The sequence below is a fragment of the Cohnella mopanensis genome (assembly GCF_022352055.1).
GTDB lineage: Bacteria > Bacillota > Bacilli > Paenibacillales > Paenibacillaceae > Cohnella > Cohnella mopanensis.
The window spans coordinates 368,100-387,595 of sequence record NZ_JAKRWM010000001.1 but is presented as its reverse complement, the minus strand read 5'-3'; the positions used below and the strand labels follow the sequence as shown (position 1 = coordinate 387,595).

Genomic DNA, 19,496 nt, shown 5'->3' with positions numbered 1-19,496 from the left:
ACGCAATAATGAAAATTTTGAAATCTTCCTTTTTATTATTCCTTGCAATTACGATAGCCTGGAACATCCCATGGCTGTCGGGCCAGACTGTCAGTGCCGCTCCCGTAAGCGGCATCTCGATGGATCTTAGCGTGAACAACAAAGTGTCGGATACCGGTCCATCCGGGTCGACTTTTACTTACAAAGTCAGCTTCAGCTTCTCCAGCGTAGACCCCGCAGCGACGTTCAACGATTTGCAAATCGTCCTGCCGCTACCCGCCGACGTCGTATTCGAGGATGCGGTGTACCCGGAGGACATTATTAATTCCGGTTCATTGGTCGGCTCCGAGATTGTGTTTAACTTTTACTCGAAGCCGGCAGCCGGAACGACATATACGCTTCAAGTGAATGCGCACTATCCGCATTTTACGACCAAAGACGGAACAAAAGGGATAACCACCGCCAAGTTCGTGCAAGGCGGCACGCTCATCCAAGAAACAGATCCAGTCGATTATACGGCGACTGCAGTCGCCGTATGGGAACTGACCAAACAAATGGTCATGCCGCATACTCCGCTTCTTCCGCTTGGCGGAGCCGGCAATTCCGGCAATGCAAAATACGAAATTTTCTTCAATAATCTGATGACCGGGAATAACGCCAATCGCGGCATTCTCGACATCGAGAACGTCGTCATCCAAGACGTCCTTCCACCCGAAGCCGTCTATTTGAACTCCAGTCCTTCAAGCGTATACGACGCCGTATATCGTACGGTGACTTGGACGATCCCCGGACCGATCCATGACGACCAGCTCTTCTACGTCAATGTCGCTTATCCTTCGATTACGGATCAAGACATCATTGACAATAAACAAGTAATCAATCTTGCGACGGCGGATTACAATCCGATTGGCCAGCCTCCTGCTCCGCAGTTACAAGATTCGATTATGCATGGATTTACGAAAATCCCTGAAGACCCTTACGGGATTGGCATCCACAAATGGGTGAATGAGCGCCAAAGGGAAATTTCCCCAGGCCAAGATGTCACTTTCTACATCAATGGAATCGGTAATCAATCCAACTCCACTTTGGACAATTTGCAAGTCATCGATCTCGTACCTACTCAGACGCAATCGGGTAATGCCGTGAACATGACGCTGAAATCGATCATGCCCGCTAAATTCGACGACATCAACACAACGCCGAGTTTAGCAGACGACACGTACCAAGCATGGTTCTCGACCGTAGCTAATCCGGTTTGGAGCAATTCCGGGGATTGGCAGCCCGGACCGATTATTGACGCTAATAATCCTGTATTGCTCGATAATTTGACGACTTGGGTCGGGGGCAGCAAAATAACGGGAGTTAAATTCATGTTCCCGAACGGTTTGCCGGTCTCCTTCTCGCAGGTGCCCGGTTCCCATTTCCAACTGACTTATACCTTGAATAGCTTCAGTAATTTTGATGGAACTAATGGCCAAATCATTCGAAATGTAGCGGACTCTCGCTATACGTTCATGGGTGTTCCAAAGCATAACAGCCATTATGCCGACATCGGTGTATGGGGAGCACGTCCTCTCATCAAGCTGGAGAAGGACATTGTCGGGGGCAACTCTTACAAACACGGCGACACGGTGAAATTTAAAATCACGGTCGAAAATAACCAAGAGTTCAGCTCCTCGGTATTCCGTGATCCGATCGTCATCGATATGCTACCGAAAGAACTCGATCCCGCTTCGGTTGTTTGGAGCTTGGACGACTTCCAAGGTCTAGGCTTACCCGCATTGACGCTAGATGCCAATACGCCTAGCTTCGCCGGCGGAAACGAAACGTTGCTGCGTTGGAAATTCTCAGGACCGGTTACGCTGCCGATCGGGAAATCTTACGCCATCAACGTTGAAGCCAAGATCAAAATGTATACGAGTCCCGGTAATTACAACAATGCTGCGCAAATTACTAGCCTTACCGAGCCTTATTTCAACGACTATTACTTTAATCCGGTCGATAACGACACTCAGAACCGTGCAGGTGATTCCAACAACACCGGTATTCTCGTCACGAGAATGGTGCCGTTCACGGTAAATGAATCCGTTAAGTTATCGTCGGTCAAAATGGTTAGAGGCGAGCTTGACGACCCTCTTATCGACAACGGTTGGCGTAAAGGAGATTTGGCCAATCTTGCCCGTACGACCGAAGGCGGACGGGTCGATTACAAACTGACCGTCAAGAACGAAAGTAACATCCCGGTTACTGACATCGTGATCATCGACGTTCTCCCTAAACAAGGCGACAGCGGGGTTATCGATAATTCATCCCGCGGAACCGAGTGGAGTACAGTGCTGATCGATGCCGTGCCGGCCATTGCGAACGTCGCTGTTCAGTATAGCGTCAGCGACAACGTCAAGATGGAAACTGGCGTTTGGACTACAACGCCTCCTGCCGATCTGACGACTGTAACGGCTTTGAAGTTCATATTCAATACCGGCTACATCCTTCAACCGGGGGACAGTACCGACATCGTCTGGTCGATGAAAGCGCCTGTCGGAACGCCGACGACCAAAATCGCTTGGAACTCGTTCGGCTATAAAGCTAAGCAGGTGAACAACGGCGCAGCGATCCTGGCCGCAGAACCTCCGAAGGTCGGCGTGAACATCGTACCGATCCCGCCGAACACTCCTTCGCTCGGAAACTATGTGTGGGTCGATCTTGACGAAAACGGCATACAAAATGAAGGCGCGCAATGGGGCGTCAACGGCGTTCGAGTTGATCTGCTCGACGCGGAGAACGCCGACGCGCCCGTGCAGAAGTTCGGTCAACCCGTATTCACAGTAACGGGCGACGACAAAGACGGCAATCCGGGTTACTACAAGTTCTCGAACTTGACGGCTAACCACAAATACAAAGTCAGGTTCCATATGCCTAGTACTTTACCGAGCGGCTATACCGCAAATCAGTTCTCGAGCTGGACCCTGAAGAACAGCCCGGGCAGCACGGCCGACAACGACTCTGATGTAGGTGGAAATTCCCCTACGACAGTAACGAACCAAATCACCCTAACGACGGTGGAAGATCTGTCTTGGGATGCGGGACTTGTCCCTCCTAAAGGCGCGATCGGCGACTATGTGTGGCATGACGTCAACGGTAACGGACTCCAAGACGAAGCCGCGACGAACGGTTTGAACGGAGTTCCTGTTGAGCTTTATAAAGAGACGGCTCCCGGCGCATGGACTAAACAAGGGGCAACCGTGCTCACGGCAAATAAAGGAGGTAACCCGGGCTATTACGAATTTACGGGTTTGCTTCCGGGCAAATACAGGGTCAAATTCCCAGAAACATCGGGAACTCGCATTCTGACGTTTAAAGGCAAAGGAAGCGACCGCAACGCGGATTCCAATGCCAATGCGAACGGATATACAGATGATATTAATTTAAGACTCGGCGAGATCATCGATACGATCGACGCGGGTTACGTGGTTCCGGTGAAACTCGGCGACTATGTTTGGGAAGACGGCGACGTAGATGGCCAGCAAGGCGGTGCAGGCGATTCTCCGCGTGCCGGAGTCGTCGTTAATCTATTAGATTCCTCGAACAATCCGGTCAAAGAAACCGACGGAACGACGAATAGGACGGTAACAACAGCCGCGAACGGCAAGTATTTGTTCGATAATCTGCTTCCCGGCTCCTATAAAGTCGAATTCGCGCTTCCACCAGGATATGGATTCACGAAGAAAGCGCAAGGAGCATCGGCAACGGACTCCGATGTCAATAGGTCCGCCAACAATGCGCCAACGGTTCAAACCTCTGGCCGGACGGATGTTTATAGCCTCCCGAATCCGGGAGATAGCAACCTCGATATCGATGCGGGTATCGTGAAGCTAGTTTCCTTGGGCGATAAAGTCTGGATGGACAAAAATAGGGACGGCATCCAGGATACGGACGAAGATGGCGTTAGCGGAGTATCGGTTAAATTATATTACGACGATATTTCGACTACGGTCGCGCATCGCACGACCACAACGGATGCAAACGGAGACTACAAATTTAATAACTTGTATCCGGGTAAATATACGGTCGAGTTCGTCAGACCGGGCGGATACTTATTTACAGCCAAAGGCAATGTCGCCGATCCGCTGACTTCTAAAGTAAATGTCCCGGCGGCGAACGTCAACACCGCCAAGACGGATCAAGTGACATTGAAAGTAACGGACAACTTAATTCAAGATGCCGGGTTAGTGAAATTGGCTGCGGTCGGAGATAAAGTCTGGCTCGATGCCAACGATAACGGCATACAAGATGCAGGCGAAGATCCAATCGCAGGCATTAAGGTCGCATTGCTCGACTCCAGCGGTAATCTTGTCACCTCGGATGCTTACGGAACTGCAATCAGCGAAATTACGACGACTAGCACAGGATTATATAAGTTTAGCAACCTTCTGCCCGGCAATTATCAAGTAAGGTTTACGCTTCCTGCCGGACATTGGTTCGCGAAGCCTAAAGTCGCAACCGCCACGAATAGCACCGATTCCGACGCCATTCCAACCGCAAATACGAAAATCGGAATCGCGGCAGTTACGTTGGCTGCGGGCGACGACATCCTCACGGTGGACGCAGGCGTGCTAACGCTCGCTTCCTTGGGAGACCGAGTATGGAAGGACACGAACGGAAACGGTATTCAAGATTCCGGTGAACCCGATGTCAGCGGCGTAGAAGTACAACTGTTGGACGGCACCGGAGTACCGGTCACGATCGACGGATACGGTGACCCGATTACGATCCAAACGACTGGCTCTGACGGACTCTACTTGTTCGAAAACTTGCTTCCGGGCAATTATCGGGTGAAGTTCTTCAATCTACCAGCCGACTACGAATTTACGGAGAAAGGCAAAGGTACCGCGGCAACCGGTTCCGCTGCGGATAAAACGACCGGAATTTCAGATACGGTTACATTAAACCGTGCCCAGAACTTGAACGTCGACGCGGGGATCGTCCTGCGGACGAAAATCGGCGACCGGGTCTGGTACGATAAGAACGGCGATGGCATCCAGGATACGGATCACGTCCTTGAACCGGGTGTTAAAGACATTACGGTAGAGCTATATAATGCAGCGAATACTCTTCTCAAGACGACGAAGACGGATGTTAACGGAATTTATGAATTTAATCAGCTATGGCCGGACACTTATTACGTAAAATTCATTCTTCCAAACGATCTCTACATTCTGACAACGAAAAACGTATCAGGCGTTGCGACGGCAAACGATTCAGACGCTGATACGTCAACAGGCAAGACTGACTTGATAACCGTCAACTCCGGCGACGTCATCGATACGATCGATGCCGGGATCGTCGAGCTCGCTTCGATCGGCAATCTCGTCTGGGTTGATTCCAACGACAACGGAATCCAAGACCCGGGAGAACCCGGATACGAAGGTGCGACGGTTCATCTACTCGATCAGAACAGCGATCCTGTCATGAACGGCGGTACACCCGTTACGGCTACAACGAACGCAAACGGCGAATACCTGTTCGACAAGCTCCTTCCGGGAACGTATCAAGTGAAATTCGATCTTCCTAGCGGCTACATGCGCGCGAAAACAGGCGCCGGAACGCCTGCTACCGATTCGGACGCGAACACGGTAACCGGAATTTCCGGTCCGGTTACGCTCACTCCGGGAGATCACGTCGTGACGATCGACGCAGGCCTCGTGAAGCTCGCAGAATTGGGCGACCTCGTATGGATGGATCGTAATCTCAATGGCATTCAAGACGTTGGGGAAACCGGCGTGCAAGGCGTGCTTGTCACATTGTTGGATGAAAACGGAGTCCCTATTCAATCTAACGGCGCGAATGTAACGACGATTACGGACACTGACGGTAAATACGCCTTTAAATCCTTGGTTCCGGGCAAATATCGGGTGAAATTCGAGCTCCCTTCCAATCGATATTTGTATACAACACAAGGTAGCGGATCTTCCATCGCGCTCGACTCCGACGCGGATCCGAACGCTGGCGTAACGCAAGGCTGGACAGGTGTCGTCACCTTGTCTTCCGGGGACGTCAACCATACGTTAGACGCCGGATTGATCGAACTTGTCAACCTTGGCGACACGTTATGGGTTGATAGCGGCGTTATCGGCCAGCAAGACGGCGAAGCAGTCGATCCGGTGGTCGCTAATGTAAAAGTGAGCTTGCTCAACGAAGATGGAGTAACTCCGGTGTTGATCGGAGGAACGGCAGCAACGACATTAACGGACGCACAAGGCAAATACTTGTTCTCGAATCTATATCCGGGCAAATACAGGGTCAAATTCGATCTACCTGCCGGGTATCTATTCACAAGATCGCATTTAAGCGGGAATGGTGCGGACGCGACAAACGACTCTAATGTCGATGCTTCGGGATTATCCGATGTCATCACGCTAGTAGCCGGTTCGGACGATTTAACCGTAGATGCTGGGATCGTATTGCCGGCATCGCTAGGCGATTACGTATGGAACGATACGAACGCGAACGGAATTCAGGATGCTGGAGAACCCGGAATAAACGACATTCAAGTCGATCTGTTTAACGAGAGTGGGACACTGATCGCCACTACGAAGACAGCGGATAACGCAGGTTCGCCGGGTTACTATAGCTTTACGAATCTCGTTCCCGGAACGTACTCGGTCAAGTTCACAGTTCTTCCAGGCAACATTTTTACGATGAAAAGCTCGGGAACGAACGTTGCGCTTGATTCCAATGCCGGTCTTGACGGTACGACTGACCCCGTCACCCTCGCACCGGGAGAGAACAACACGACAATCGATGCGGGCATGTATGTATACTATATTCCAGCCGGAGCTTTCCCATTGGCATCGATTGGAGATTACGTTTGGATCGATAGCAACGCCGATGGAATACAGGATGCCGGCGAGAGCGGACTAAACGGAGTAACGGTTGAGCTTTATAACATCAATAATGCTAAAATCGCTACCAAAGTTACCGCTAATCATCCCGATACCAAGAAGCCAGGTTACTACCTGTTCAAAGACTTGATACCTGGCAAATATTCCGTAAAATTCATTGTCCCTAACGGATATATGCTTTCGCCTAAAAAAGCAGGAAAAAATGACGAACTGGATTCGGATGCGGACGAAGATGGTAAAACAGCAGCCTTCGACCTCTGGTCGGGACAGAACAATCTGACACTCGATGCGGGACTCATTCCCCTAGCTTCAGTGGGCGACTACGTCTGGATTGACAGCAACGGAAACGGAATTCAAGAAAGCTCGGAAGTAGGACAGAATGGCATTGCGGTGACTTTGTTCAATTCGTCGGGATCGCAAATCGCTTCCACCCTTACTTCTAATGGAAGCAATGGTTTCCCAGGCTATTATGAATTCAACGAACTATTACCGGGCACCTATTCGATCAAATTCGAACTCCCAACAGGCTACTTGTTCACGAAAAAACATGCAGGCAGCTCTACCGCGACGGATTCGGATGCCGATGCGAACGGGAATACGGCGAAATTCACACTGAAATCAGGTGAACGCAACTTAACGATCGATGCGGGACTTGTTCTTAAGAAAATTCCGAAACCGGAAGAAGAAAAAGAAAAACCGGGTAAGGAAACGGACAAGCCTGATAAGGGGACTGGCAGCGCTGGCAACGGCGGCTCAGGTTCCGGTAAAGGCGGCACCGTCCCTGACAAAGATAAGCCGAAAGGCGACGGAAAATCAGGAACAACGGGTGGCAAACACACTACGAACAACGGTAAGGACAGTAAAGACGGTAAGAATGCACTTCCTAAAACCGGAGAATCGATGCCGCTTATGCCGATCGCAGGTTATGCGCTCACGCTGACAGCCATCGCCCTTCTCTCTTGCCGTTGGTACATCCGTAGAAGACTAACGAAATAATCTAATTCTTACATTAATGCAAAAAGGCTGACTCAAAAGTAATTTACTTTTGAGTCAGTCTTTTTATTATCCCGACGCTTCACTTATCTTGCCAGCATCTTGCGACTATGGCCAGGCGCGTTCACTTTCTCTACTGCTCATCGTCGCATTATGCGACTATGGCGAGGCGCGCTCCCTTTCTCTACTCCTCATCGTCGCATTATACGACTATGGCGAGGCGCACTCCTGTTCTCTCCCGCTCATCGTCGCATTTTGCGACTATGGCGAGGCGCGCTCCCGCTCTCTACTCCTCATCGTCGCATTTTGCGACTATGGCGAGGCGCACTCCTGTTCTCTCCCGCTTATCGTCGCATTTTACGACTATGGCGAGGCGCACTCCTGTTCTCTCCCGCTTATCGTCGCATTTTGCGACTATGGCGAGGCGCGCTCACGTTTTCTACTCCTCATCGACGCATTTTGCGACAATGGCGAGGCGCGTTCACTTTCTCTACTGCTCATCGTCGCATTTTGCGACTATGGCGAGGCGCGTTCACTTTCTCTACTGCTCATCGTCGCATTTTGCGACTATGGCGAGGCGCGCTCCCTTTCTCTACTCCTCATCGTCGCATTATGCGACTATGGCGAGGCGCGCTCCCTTTCTCTACTCCTCATCGTCGCATTTTGCGACTACGGCGAAGGCGCGCTCCCTTTCTCTCCTGCTCATCGTCGCATTTTGCGACTATGGCGAGGCGTGCTCCCTTTCTCTACTCCTCATCCTCGCATTTTGCGACTATGGCGAGGCGCGCTCCCTTTCTCTACTCCTCATCCTCGCATTTTGCGACTATGGCGAGGCGCGCTCCCTTTCTCTACTCCTCATCCTCGCATTTTGCGACTATGGCGAGGCGCGCTCCCTTTCTCTACTCCTCATCATCGCATTTTGCGACTATGGCGAGGCGCATTCAGAAAGTTATCCAAAAATCTAAAAAGGCGGGACAGGAATATGCTCCTGCACCGCCATTTTTAGATTTAGACATAATCTTTGGTTATGAGTGTTACATTTTCGGAATTACCGTCAACACGAGTGACAAAAATTGTTCTTTCACTTGTTCCGTCGTCTCCATAACTTCTTCGTGGGAGAGCGGTTGATCTAGAATGCCTGCCGCCATGTTGCTGATGCAGGAAATCCCGAGCACTTCAATTCCGGAATGTCTGGCGACGATGACTTCCGATACGGTAGACATACCGACAGCATCGACTCCCAAAGTCCGGAGCATGCGAATTTCCGCTGGCGTCTCGTAATTCGGACCGAGCAAGCCGACATATACGCCTTCTTGTACAGGGAAGCCCAGCTCCGCGGCCGTTTCTTTGGCGATCTTACGCAATCGAGAACTATATGCATCGGACATGTCCGGGAAACGAACGCCTAGTGCGTTATCGTTAGGCCCGATTAACGGATTGCGCCCAGTCATATTGATATGATCGGATATTAACATTAAGTTACCGGGTTTATACCCCAAGTTCACTCCGCCAGCGGCATTCGTGACGAGTAACGTAGTTACGCCAAGCGCCTTCATGACCCGTACAGGCAATGCTGTCCGTTCCGGCTCGTATCCTTCGTACATATGGAACCGTCCGCGCATCAGGACGACGCTACGACCTTGCAGCTTACCGATTAACAGCTCCCCCGCATGCCCTTCGACCGTCGATACGGGAAAATGAGGAATATCCTCGTAAGGAATCGTAACCGCATCCTCCAGCTCGTCCCCTAGAACGCCAAGGCCGGACCCGAGAATAAGACCGATCTCCGGACGAACGTCCGTCGTCGAACGGATGAACGCTGCTGCTTCTTCAATAATCGCTTTCGATGTTACGTGTGCCATTAAGACCTCTCCTCATCATCCCGTTATTTTAATTTTTCGAGAAAACTTGTACCGTGCGTATTGAATGTCACTCCGAAGTTGTCGGCTATCGTAGCGGCTAAATCCGAGAAGCTAGCCCTGTCGGCCATCTGCCCCGCCCCGGTAAAACTAGGGCTCCAGGCGAGAATCGGTACGAATTCCCGAGTATGATCAGTTCCGGCATGTATCGGATCATTCCCATGATCGGCCGTGATGATCAATAAGTCCTCGTCCTTCATTGCGCCCATGAGGTCGGGAAGAGCACGGTCGAATTCCTCCAACGCTCGGCCATAACCCTCAGGATCGCGTCTATGCCCGTAAAGCGAATCGAAATCGACCAAATTCGTGAACAACAGTCCACGGAAATCGGATTGCATCTCCTTCAAAGTAACGGCGATTCCATCCTCATTGCTCTTAGTCGAAGTTGATCGCGTAATGCCTTCCCCGCAAAAAATATCATTGATTTTCCCTATCGCAACGACATCCAAACCTTTCGCGCTCAATGCGTTAAGCACCGTTGGTTGCGGCGGTTTAACGGCATAATCATGGCGGTTCGAGGTCCGTTTGAAGGCGCCGGGCTGTCCTATGTATGGACGGGCAATAACTCTGCCCACGGAGAATTCGTCCTTCATCGTTAACCTGCGAGCGATGCGGCAAGCATTATATAGCTCCTCCAGCGGGATGACGTCTTCATGGGCAGCTAATTGAAAGACACTATCCGCTGACGTATAGACGATCCATGATCCGCTTCTCATTTGTTCCGCGCCGAGCTCATCCAATATTTCCGTGCCGGATGCTGGCTTATTGCCAATGACCGATCTTCCGGTTTGGTCTTCGAACTCCCTCAGCAATGCTGTAGGAAATCCGTTCGGGAACGTTCGGAAGGGAGTATCGATCCGCAAGCCCATCAATTCCCAATGCCCTGTCATCGTATCCTTACCGACGGAAACTTCGGCCATTTTTCCATGATAGCCCTGAACGGAAGATTCCGGCTCCCAATCTCCTAACTTCGCGATATTGCCAAGTCCAAGACGACGCAGGTTCGGCAATGCTAGCCCTTGAACCTTCTCCACGATATGTCCTAACGTGTGCGAGCCTAAGTCCCCATATTGCTGTGCATCTGGCAACTCACCGATACCCACGCTATCCAAAACGATAACGGTAATTTTCTGATATGCCATTCTTCGTTCCCCCTCTCGATAGTTGATTAGCTTCTTGCTCTAGGGTGATTTCGTTCGTACACTTCCTTGATTTTCAACTTTGCGGAAGTTTGGTACATCTGTGTCGTTGAGGGATCCGAATGTCCGAGCATCTCCTGAACCGCACGGATATCAGCCCCGTTATCCAACAGATGTACGGCGAAGGAGTGCCTCAGCGTATGAGGGGAAATGGCGATGCCCATCTGATTCGCGTATTTCTTCATGACTTTCCAGAAACCTTGGCGAGTCAATCGCAAACCGAGATGGTTAAGGAACAGCGCTTCATTCGGCTTGTCCGGATTAGCAAGCCGCGGACGAACTTCCTCCAAATACTTAGCCACCCATGACGTGCCCTGATCTCCAACGGGCACCATTCGTTCGCGGCCCCCTGATCCCAAGCATAGCAAAAATCCCATGTCCAGTCTAACATGGCCGATGTCCAGCATCATAAGCTCGGTCACCCTTAAACCTGTCGCGTAGAGCAACTCCAGCATCGCCCGGTCTCTGATCCCGATTTCACTCGTCGTATCCGGCATTTCCATCAGCTTGTCCAGCTCGCTAACCTCGATTACTTTAGGAGGTTTTCTCTCTGCTTTGGGCGCTTCAAGCTGAATAGCGGGATTATAATCGACAGCTCTCTGTATCGTCAAATACTTGCAATAAGATCGGATGGACACGATTCTACGAGTGATCGTGGACGTAGATCGCCCTGCCGTTCGTAAATCGTTCAAGTACGAGTTTAAGTGATGAGCCCTGAGCTCATTCGGATGAACAATCTGGTTATTTTCCAAGTAATCGATAAAATCCGTCAAGTCGCCGGAATAGCTTTGCTCGGTGTTACGGGAAATCCTTCGTTCTTCGATTAGATTAGAGAGATAGGATTGTAGCCACCTTCTCAATTCCATGAACATTACCTACCTATCACTCTCGTGGATTCCGGACTCGTTCAGTATTCCACACGAGAAGAGCGAATTCCTTCCGAATCCCTTCATTCTCCTAGCCAATAAAATAACCGAAGCCGGTCGCCGGGAGAATCGTCCGGATTGCTTCCCTCTCCAGTCCGGAACACTTTAGAAGCTTTTCCTTCCGGTACCCGATAAGGATCCGACGGCTTCAACCAGCTATGAAACCACCCTATAAAGCCATGAATGAATACCGTCAACGCCAGAAACAGGAGCGTAAACTGCAATCGCTCCCACCATTTATCCATAGGCTGCTTCATCCGCTTCTCCCCTTCTTGTCCATCCCTTCCCTTCTTATCCGTATGAGAAGAAGCACCAAATCATGTCACCACAAGCTCTCGAGCGGCGTGTAGGGTTGACCTATGGCATCGGCGACCTGCGGGTGGGTGATCGCGCCCCGGTAAACATTCACGCCCAGTGCCAGCATGGAGTTGGTATGAACCGTATTCTGGAAGCCTTTAGCCGCAAGCTGCAAAACGTAGTCGATCGTCACGTTGGTAAGCGCTAGAGTCGAAGTGCGCGGAACCGCTCCGGGCATATTGGCGACGGCGTAATGAATAACCCCGTGTTTCTCGTATATCGGATTCTCGTGGGTCGTCACGCGATCGATCGTCTCGATGGAACCTCCTTGGTCCACGGCTACATCAACGATAACGGCTCCTTTTTTCATCGTCTTGACCATATCTTCCGTAACAAGCCGAGGAGCCCGGGCGCCCGGCACGAGTACCGCTCCGATCAGCAAATCCGCCTTACGGACCGCTTGGGCGATATTATAAGGATTACTCATCAAGGTGCGGAGACGGCCTTGAAATACGTCATCCAAATAACGCATACGGTCTCCGCTTTTCTCCAGCACGACAACCTCCGCCCCAAGACCAAGCGCCATCTTGGCGGCATTCGTTCCGACGATGCCTCCGCCCAGAATGATGACTTCAGCCGGAGGTACGCCGGGAACGCCGCCCAGAAGCACTCCTCGGCCTCCTTGAAACGCTTCTAAATATTTAGCCCCCTCCTGAACGGACATGCGGCCTGCCACTTCGCTCATCGGGGTTAATAAAGGCAAGCTGCCATTAGGCGCTTGAATGGTCTCGTATGCGATCGCCGTTACCCTCTTATCCACTAATGACTGCGCCAGTTCAGGAGCGGCAGCCAGATGCAAATAAGTAAACAAGATTTGACCATTGCGGAAATAAGCAAATTCCTCGGGAAGCGGCTCTTTCACCTTCACGATCATGTCCGCTGTTGTCCATACTTCGGTTGCTTCGGCAGCGAGGCTCGCTCCAGCTATTTCATATTCCTCGTCCGCAAAGCCGCTTCCTAATCCGGCTCCCCGTTGAACGATAACTTTCTGCCCTTGCTGGACGATCATCTCGCAGCCCGCTGGAGTAAGCGCGACGCGGTACTCTTGTTTCTTGATTTCCTTAGGCAATCCGATAATCATCTTCATCCCACCCCATCCCGATATCTATCTCCATTACATTTTCCCCGGCTAACAAAATTATGTGCGGATTGTTACAAGTTGCAAAAGACGCCCTGAAATACTAAACTTGACGATCCTTTACGTCGATAAATGAAAGAGAGTAAACGCAACGAAGGAAGGAAGCACGGATGAAAGCGATAGTGATAGACGATGAAAATTTGGCGCTAAGAGATTTAGAACGACAATTAAGTAAAATCAACGGCATAGAGATTGCAGGCACCTATCGCTTGGCTAGCGATGCGTTAGAACAACTCCATAGCGTAAAACCCGATGTCGTGTTCTTGGATATCGATATGCCGGAAATTTCGGGAATTGAAGCTGCCGAGCGAATTCAGAAAATAGATCCCTCGATCAATATCGTTTTCGTTACAGCGTATGCCGAGTATGCCGTGAAAGCCTTCGAATTGGCCGCTCTTGACTATATCCTCAAGCCGATCAATTCGGAACGATTGCAACAGACGATTATAAGGCTTATGCAAGTTCAACCTAACCTGGCTGAAGATGCATCGGAACTTACCATCACTACCGTAAACTGTTTTCAGAAGCTTCATCTCGAATATGGCAAATCCGAACCGTTTGCTTGGCGTACCGTACGTACCAAAGAACTGTTCGCTTATTTGGTCTATAAGAGAAATCAGCCCGTCCGGAAAGATATTCTTCTCGATCTCATGTGGCCGGATACGGAGTATAAGAAAGCGTACACTCAGCTATATACGACGATTTATCAGCTCCGCAAATCGCTTGAGAGCGCAGGAATCACGATTCGGCTCACCAATAGCGGCAGCGATTATTACTTGGATATGGGCAACAACGTATACGACGTTCAAGAATGGGAGAACGCTCGCGAGAGGTTGCCTGAATTGACATTGGAGACGGCACCTCAGCATATTCAATGGCTTGAAGACAACAAGGGCGATTACTTACATGAGCACGAGTATTTGTGGGCGGAGAACGAGAAGCAGAGATTACGCGATATTTGGTATGGCCACGCCATCGAAGTCGGCGGGTTATACCAACAAGCCGGGGATGATAAAGAAGCGCTTAAGCTATATGAAATGATCGAGAAGAGGTTTCCGTTCCTCGAAGAGATTTATGTCCTCTCCATGAAGCTTCATGCCAATAACGGGGATCTTCATTTGGTCAACAAAAAATTCGAACAGTTATGTTCCATGCTCCAGGAGGAGTACGGCATTGCCCCATCTCCTGCCCTTCAACAATGGCTTGAACAGATCAATCGTTAAAGGGAGGCCAGAGGCCTCCCTTCTTTGCTTAGTTATTCCGCGAGCAATTTCTCGATGTCCTGTCCGATTTCTAACGGTTTGACCGATGAATCAAACTGTTGTAAGACTCGGCCTTGGCGGTCGACTAGAAATTTCGTGAAATTCCACTTGATCTCTCCGCCCGTCTGTTCCGTTAAATAGTTGAAGAGCGGATCCGCGCCCGGGCCTTTCACTTCTACTTTCTCGAAGAGGGGAAAGTTAACTCCGAAGTTCAAACTGCAGAACGATTCCACTTCCGCAGCCGTGCCAGGCTCTTGCCCTCCGAATTGGTTGCAAGGAAATCCGAGTACGACGAATCCTTGGTCTCCGTAAGTATCGTACAAGCCTTGCAAATCCGTGTATTGCGGCGTAAATCCGCACTCGCTTGCCGTATTGACGATCAGTAATACTTTACCCTCGTATTGCTCTAGACTTACGGACTCGCCGTTCGCTTTACGTGTTGAATATGAATAAATGGACATTACTGTTGGCCTCCTAAAGGGCATGTTTTATGGATTTTGCGGAATCAGCTGTACTTTGTTCATAATTTCCGTTAATTGCGTTCTCAGCGCGTCCAATTGTCGAGTCGGAACGCCAACCTGACAGAACAGCTTCTCGGGAATGTTCAGGGCACGTTCTTGTAATTGAACGCCTTGCTCGGTCAAAGCAATAATGACGCTTCGTTCATCTTGCTTATCCCTCTCGCGGGTAATCAACTGCAAATGCTCCAGCTTCTTCAACAATGGCGTTAACGTGCCCGAGTCCAAATATAATCGCTGCCCCAGATGTTTGACCGATACATGGTCTTCCTCCCACAACGCAAGCATCGTAATATACTGCGTATAGGTTAACCCTAGCTCCCGTAGGAGAGGCTGATACAATTTTGTGATTTCACGGGAGCAAGCATACACCGCGAAACAGAGCTGATTGTCCAATTTCAATGTCGAACGGATATCCATTTGCACCCCCCTATCTTCGAACAAGCTCGCTCAAATAAATTGCATGCAATTGAATCGGTATTACTATAACACTCGTAAATTGCAGTGTCAAAGGCTTGACTTCAAGCATTTAGATTGTATACAATTGAATTTGTTGATATATATTTATCGTAATTATCCTAGGAGGCGTTTAGCTATGACACTATATGATATTCAAGTCAAATCACCGCGCGGTGAGCAGATACAGCTTAGCAATTACGAAGGCAAGGTGATGCTAATCGTGAATACGGCTAGCAAATGCGGCTTTGCCCCGCAATTCAAAGGCTTGCAACGCCTGCATGAAACTTATGCCAAGCAAGGCTTAGCCGTCCTTGGATTTCCTAGCAATCAATTTGCCAATCAAGAACCATTAGAAGGCGATTCTATCGCGGAGCATTGCCAGATTAACCACGGAGTTACGTTCCCGCTCTATGCCAAGATCGATGTCAAAGGCAGCAACATTCATCCGCTGTATCAGCATCTCACTAAGTCTGCCCCTGGTTTCCTGGGCTTAAAAAGCATTAAGTGGAATTTCACCAAGTTTCTCGTCGATCGGAACGGTAAAGTCGTCAAACGGTTCTCTCCTACCGTTACTCCCGAGAAAATCGAAAGCCAAATCCAGAAATTACTGCAGCAAAAATAGAGCTCGCAACAAATAAAAAAAGACATCAATAAGAGGCTAATCCAACTTGTGGATTAGCCTCTATGTCTAGGAACTGTTATTATTCGTTATTCGTATCGGCTGGTGTATCGGCCTGGCACTTCGCGCATATCCCCTGAAAATCCAAACGATGATCGAGTACAGTAAACTGGTACTCCTTGTCCAAGCGCTCTTCCAGAGGCCCTAGCCAATCTTCCATTATCTCCGACATCGATCCGCATTTGACGCAAATTAAATGATGATGATGATGCTTGTTGCTATCCGTTCGAAGATCGTAACGGGCCACGCCATCGCCGAAATTCATTTTCTCCACGACATGCATTTCACTTAGCAGTTCCAACGTCCGATAGACGGTAGCTAGCCCGATTTCCGGAGCTTTGTCCTTAACTAGCATGAAGACGTCTTCCGCGCTAAGATGGTCTTCTTCGTTCTCTAGCAGAACTCGGACTGTCGCTTCCCTTTGCGGGGTTAGCTTGTAGCCCTGAGACTGCAATTGCTGTTTGATTTTATCAATGCGGGCTTCCATGGTTTCCCCCTCCGGTCGCTTTTGCACTTCCTTCCATTATAGGATGAGCCTAATCGATAAGTCAAACCTCATATCAAAATTTAGAAGAAAGGGAAGAAATTTCTGAGGATACGACTGCTGGAGTGAGTCGTTCTAAGATGATCGGAGTGAAAAACGCCTCGAATAATGACGCAAGCACTATCATTATTAACATTAGGCCCGTCACCGCCGTATGTGCCAGGAACGGAGGAAGCAATTGTCCTTTACGACGGAACAGGCGTTCTCTAACGACAAAATTGGCGAATCTGGCCGCCGAGATGCTAGCGATCATTAATGCCGGAACGACAATCGCATTCTGCGGAGCCGTCGCGATTAGGAAGAAGAATACGCCTTTCCAGGCGAGTTGCTGCGCTAGCAAGGCGACGGCGAAGCCTAGGAGCACGCCCTTAAGGAAGTCGAGCACTAATACGAACGGAAGACCTATGACGGACAAGCCCAGAAACCACATTAACAGCAGCCATTTTCCGTAAAACCAGAAATTGTCCCAGAACGTTGCGGCCGAAAAACCGTGCTGCGCCCCCTTAACGGCCGTCATATATACGCCGATTTCGTCGGACAGCTCCTGTTGCTGCTCCAATGTTAACGCATTGACGAGCATCGCTCCGAATATCGCTCCCACGACGACAAGAACGCCGACAAAGACGTACAGGTTCAAATTTTCGCGAGCCGATAAATTCCATAACCGAAAGTTCATAGAGATTTCCTCCTTGTCCACCTATCACGGCATGTCCCGTGCCTATGTGTATGTGGAACAAGGAGGAATTATGATTGGACGATGCTACCGTAGCTCCCTCCGCTCCCCGAAGTGAAGAGCGCTTTTCCCTCTCTTACGCCGACGATGAGATCGGCGACTTTGTCTCCCGTTACGACGGCAATCCGTTCGCGCGGAATATGATGCAGCACATCCATCTCGGTTCCGATTTCCGCGAACAATCGTTCAAGCTTAGCTGGTCCGATACCCGGAAAGAAGGTCAGGGGAACCTGTGCGCGATAAGGAGGCCTACCTTCCGCAGAGACCGATTGTAATCTATCGGCAAGCTGATGAATCCGATCGGATACGCCGCGGGTTAACTTGATGCTGCCGCAGGACGGACAACTGCCGGCGACCTGCTCCCCGTTCGGAATTGCTTTCTTGCAATTGTTGCAGAAGGTAGTGTGATATTTCCCCAGTTGCGGATGAAGCCCATAATTAGCAAGTATTCGTCGGCCGTCCTGCCCCTTCAACGCCATCTCCAATTCCGCGAAACTCGGCTCCTTCAGCAACAATTGATTGCATTCTCTTCCGATCATACCCGTTGAATGCGCATCGGAATTCGTTAAGAAAGGATAGCGATCCAACTCCGACAGTAAACCCGCCATCGTCGTATCCGCGCTTAACCCAAGCTCAATCGCCGCAATCCCGTTCGGATCCAGCCGATCGGACAATCGGTCCGCAGAGCAGCCAAGCAAACCTCTATGCGGAGTGAATACATGGGCAGGAATAAGTAAACCTCCACGAGCTACCAGCTCGGCCTGCAATTCCATTGCCGTAACCCGTATTCGTTGCGAGCTTAGCATAATGTTAGTTACGCGCGGCTTCATCCACTCCGTCCATTCCAACATGCGCTGCAATGTCGGCAAAAAGCCGAGCAAGTGGAACGGGCCTCCGCCCTCTTCCTTCACTTCCATCTCGATTCCGAGCAGCAGGGTCGTATCCCGATAACGGATTCCTCCGCCTTCGATCTCTTCCATCTCCCCGGAATTCAAACAATCCAGGATATCTCTTTGAACGGCAGGAGAATGGCAGTCGATGACTCCGATCAGTTCGACTCCTTTGCGCTCCGACGCTTCCTTTGCAATATTTCGAAAGGTTAAATTTTTGCTGCCGCTAATTTTGACCGGCTGACCGTCTCGACTGCGGCCGATATGCACATGTAAATCCGCATAACACGATCTTAACCCGGCCTCTTCTGGTCGGCTCATCGTTAGAATGACCCCGTTAACGTGCGCATGCGCCAAGCATAGACGGCCAGCAACGTTTTCGCATCGCTGATTCGCCCTTCCTTAATATAAGCCATAGCCTGCTCAAGCGTTATCGCCTCGCAGGTCAGAAATTCTTCGTCATCCAAATGAACGCTCCCCTGCTCCAGATCATCGGTGAAATACAAGTGTACGACTTCTTCCGCGAATCCCGGCGACGTAGAGAACGAGTGCAAGTGTTCGATGCTTCGCGCGCGATATCCCGTCTCCTCCTCCAGCTCCCTCTTAGCGGCCGCCTCGGGCTCCTCTCCCGCATCCAGCTTACCGGCGGGAATTTCAACTTGAACTCGCTCCAACGGCTTGCGGAATTGTTCAACCACGAGCATCTTATTGTCTATTAAGGCAACGACGGCAACCGCACCTGGATGGCGCACGATTTCTCTTGTTGCGGTTTCCCCGTTCGGCAGGCGTACCGTATCGACCTGCAAGGAAATGATTTTCCCTTCGAATATCGGCTTCGTTTCAAGTGTTTCCTCGTAAAACGGATGTTGCGAGGGCTGATTGTGATCTTTCATTTCGAAAGCCTCCAGACATGATTTCGATTAATAGCTCATATGATCAACATATAGGCTTGTCCTTCCTAATGCAACCTTAAAGCAGGAGGACGGCACTAAGAGGAG

At 50.3% G+C, this 19,496-nt stretch carries 15 protein-coding genes; 4 read left to right on the top strand and 11 right to left on the bottom strand.

Translation table 11 applies throughout. The features are described 5' to 3' along the window. Positions 1–8: 8 nt before the first annotated feature. Both L3D05_RS01730 and L3D05_RS01725 read left to right on the top strand, forming a co-directional pair. Complete coding sequence (locus L3D05_RS01730; protein WP_239614042.1) at positions 9–7,877, top strand: SdrD B-like domain-containing protein; 7,869 nt, start codon at positions 9–11, stop codon at positions 7,875–7,877. A 49-nt stretch (positions 7,878–7,926) separates the two neighbouring features. Next, a complete protein-coding gene (locus tag L3D05_RS01725; RefSeq protein WP_239614039.1) occupies positions 7,927–8,880 on the top strand; it encodes a hypothetical protein in 954 nt (317 codons plus the stop codon). Positions 8,881–8,908: 28 nt separating this feature from the next. Here L3D05_RS01725 and L3D05_RS01720 read toward each other — a convergent pair whose 3' ends face one another. The 5 genes from L3D05_RS01720 to ald form a co-directional block, all read right to left on the bottom strand. After that, a complete protein-coding gene (locus L3D05_RS01720) occupies positions 8,909–9,736 on the bottom strand; it encodes a purine-nucleoside phosphorylase (protein WP_239614037.1) in 828 nt (275 codons plus the stop codon). Positions 9,737–9,759: 23 nt separating this feature from the next. After that, complete coding sequence (locus tag L3D05_RS01715) at positions 9,760–10,935, bottom strand: phosphopentomutase (protein ID WP_239614035.1); 1,176 nt, start codon at positions 10,933–10,935, stop codon at positions 9,760–9,762. A 26-nt stretch (positions 10,936–10,961) separates the two neighbouring features. After that, positions 10,962–11,858, bottom strand: coding sequence for a site-specific tyrosine recombinase XerD (gene xerD / locus L3D05_RS01710; RefSeq protein ID WP_239614033.1), 897 nt, complete (start codon positions 11,856–11,858; stop codon positions 10,962–10,964). Between the two features lie 83 nt (positions 11,859–11,941). Beyond that, on the bottom strand, positions 11,942–12,175 hold the full coding sequence (locus L3D05_RS01705; RefSeq protein ID WP_239614031.1) for a DUF4227 family protein: 234 nt from the start codon (positions 12,173–12,175) through the stop codon (positions 11,942–11,944). A 65-nt stretch (positions 12,176–12,240) separates the two neighbouring features. Then, a complete protein-coding gene (gene ald / locus L3D05_RS01700; RefSeq protein WP_239614732.1) occupies positions 12,241–13,356 on the bottom strand; it encodes an alanine dehydrogenase in 1,116 nt (371 codons plus the stop codon). 167 nt (positions 13,357–13,523) lie between these two features. Here ald and L3D05_RS01695 point away from each other — a divergent pair, with 167 nt between their 5' ends. Beyond that, positions 13,524–14,636 carry a response regulator gene (locus L3D05_RS01695; protein WP_239614029.1) on the top strand — a complete coding sequence of 371 codons (1,113 nt, stop codon included), beginning with the start codon at positions 13,524–13,526 and terminating at the stop codon, positions 14,634–14,636. Positions 14,637–14,668: 32 nt separating this feature from the next. On the opposite strand, the gene L3D05_RS01690 is transcribed toward L3D05_RS01695, so the two are convergent. Further along, positions 14,669–15,136, bottom strand: coding sequence for a glutathione peroxidase (locus tag L3D05_RS01690; protein WP_239614027.1), 468 nt, complete (start codon positions 15,134–15,136; stop codon positions 14,669–14,671). A gap of 27 nt (positions 15,137–15,163) precedes the next feature. Beyond that, positions 15,164–15,613 carry a MarR family winged helix-turn-helix transcriptional regulator gene (locus tag L3D05_RS01685; RefSeq protein ID WP_239614025.1) on the bottom strand — a complete coding sequence of 150 codons (450 nt, stop codon included), beginning with the start codon at positions 15,611–15,613 and terminating at the stop codon, positions 15,164–15,166. 175 nt (positions 15,614–15,788) lie between these two features. On the opposite strand from L3D05_RS01685, the gene L3D05_RS01680 reads away from it, so the two are divergent. Next, the gene (locus tag L3D05_RS01680) at positions 15,789–16,274 is read left to right on the top strand and encodes a glutathione peroxidase (RefSeq protein ID WP_239614023.1); all 486 of its coding nucleotides are present in this window, start codon (positions 15,789–15,791) and stop codon (positions 16,272–16,274) included. Between the two features lie 79 nt (positions 16,275–16,353). Here the strand turns inward: L3D05_RS01680 and fur are convergent, their stop codons facing one another. The 4 genes from fur to L3D05_RS01660 form a co-directional block, all read right to left on the bottom strand. Next, the gene (fur, locus tag L3D05_RS01675; RefSeq protein ID WP_239614021.1) at positions 16,354–16,818 is read right to left on the bottom strand and encodes a ferric iron uptake transcriptional regulator; all 465 of its coding nucleotides are present in this window, start codon (positions 16,816–16,818) and stop codon (positions 16,354–16,356) included. Between the two features lie 73 nt (positions 16,819–16,891). Continuing rightward, positions 16,892–17,551 (bottom strand): stage II sporulation protein M, encoded by a 660-nt coding sequence (spoIIM, locus tag L3D05_RS01670; protein ID WP_239614019.1) that lies wholly within the window; start codon positions 17,549–17,551, stop codon positions 16,892–16,894. Between the two features lie 68 nt (positions 17,552–17,619). After that, entirely contained in the window at positions 17,620–18,819 is a 1,200-nt protein-coding gene (locus L3D05_RS01665) for an endonuclease Q family protein (RefSeq protein WP_239614017.1), read from the bottom strand. Positions 18,820–18,821: 2 nt separating this feature from the next. Next, positions 18,822–19,391, bottom strand: coding sequence for an NUDIX domain-containing protein (locus tag L3D05_RS01660; RefSeq protein ID WP_239614015.1), 570 nt, complete (start codon positions 19,389–19,391; stop codon positions 18,822–18,824). Positions 19,392–19,496: the final 105 nt, after the last annotated feature.

What these genes read in the sequence shown, in the direction of transcription:
- L3D05_RS01730 (WP_239614042.1), top strand. Translation starts at nt 9, where the DNA reads ATGAAAATTTTGAAATCTTCCTTTTTATTATTCCTTGCAATTACGATA.
- L3D05_RS01720 (WP_239614037.1), bottom strand. Translation starts at nt 9,736, where the DNA reads ATGGCACACGTAACATCGAAAGCGATTATTGAAGAAGCAGCAGCGTTC.
- L3D05_RS01715 (WP_239614035.1), bottom strand. Translation starts at nt 10,935, where the DNA reads ATGGCATATCAGAAAATTACCGTTATCGTTTTGGATAGCGTGGGTATC.
- xerD (WP_239614033.1), bottom strand. Translation starts at nt 11,858, where the DNA reads ATGGAATTGAGAAGGTGGCTACAATCCTATCTCTCTAATCTAATCGAA.
- L3D05_RS01705 (WP_239614031.1), bottom strand. Translation starts at nt 12,175, where the DNA reads ATGAAGCAGCCTATGGATAAATGGTGGGAGCGATTGCAGTTTACGCTC.
- ald (WP_239614732.1), bottom strand. Translation starts at nt 13,356, where the DNA reads ATGATTATCGGATTGCCTAAGGAAATCAAGAAACAAGAGTACCGCGTC.
- L3D05_RS01695 (WP_239614029.1), top strand. Translation starts at nt 13,524, where the DNA reads ATGAAAGCGATAGTGATAGACGATGAAAATTTGGCGCTAAGAGATTTA.
- L3D05_RS01690 (WP_239614027.1), bottom strand. Translation starts at nt 15,136, where the DNA reads ATGTCCATTTATTCATATTCAACACGTAAAGCGAACGGCGAGTCCGTA.
- L3D05_RS01685 (WP_239614025.1), bottom strand. Translation starts at nt 15,613, where the DNA reads ATGGATATCCGTTCGACATTGAAATTGGACAATCAGCTCTGTTTCGCG.
- L3D05_RS01680 (WP_239614023.1), top strand. Translation starts at nt 15,789, where the DNA reads ATGACACTATATGATATTCAAGTCAAATCACCGCGCGGTGAGCAGATA.
- fur (WP_239614021.1), bottom strand. Translation starts at nt 16,818, where the DNA reads ATGGAAGCCCGCATTGATAAAATCAAACAGCAATTGCAGTCTCAGGGC.
- spoIIM (WP_239614019.1), bottom strand. Translation starts at nt 17,551, where the DNA reads ATGAACTTTCGGTTATGGAATTTATCGGCTCGCGAAAATTTGAACCTG.
- L3D05_RS01665 (WP_239614017.1), bottom strand. Translation starts at nt 18,819, where the DNA reads ATGAGCCGACCAGAAGAGGCCGGGTTAAGATCGTGTTATGCGGATTTA.
- L3D05_RS01660 (WP_239614015.1), bottom strand. Translation starts at nt 19,391, where the DNA reads ATGAAAGATCACAATCAGCCCTCGCAACATCCGTTTTACGAGGAAACA.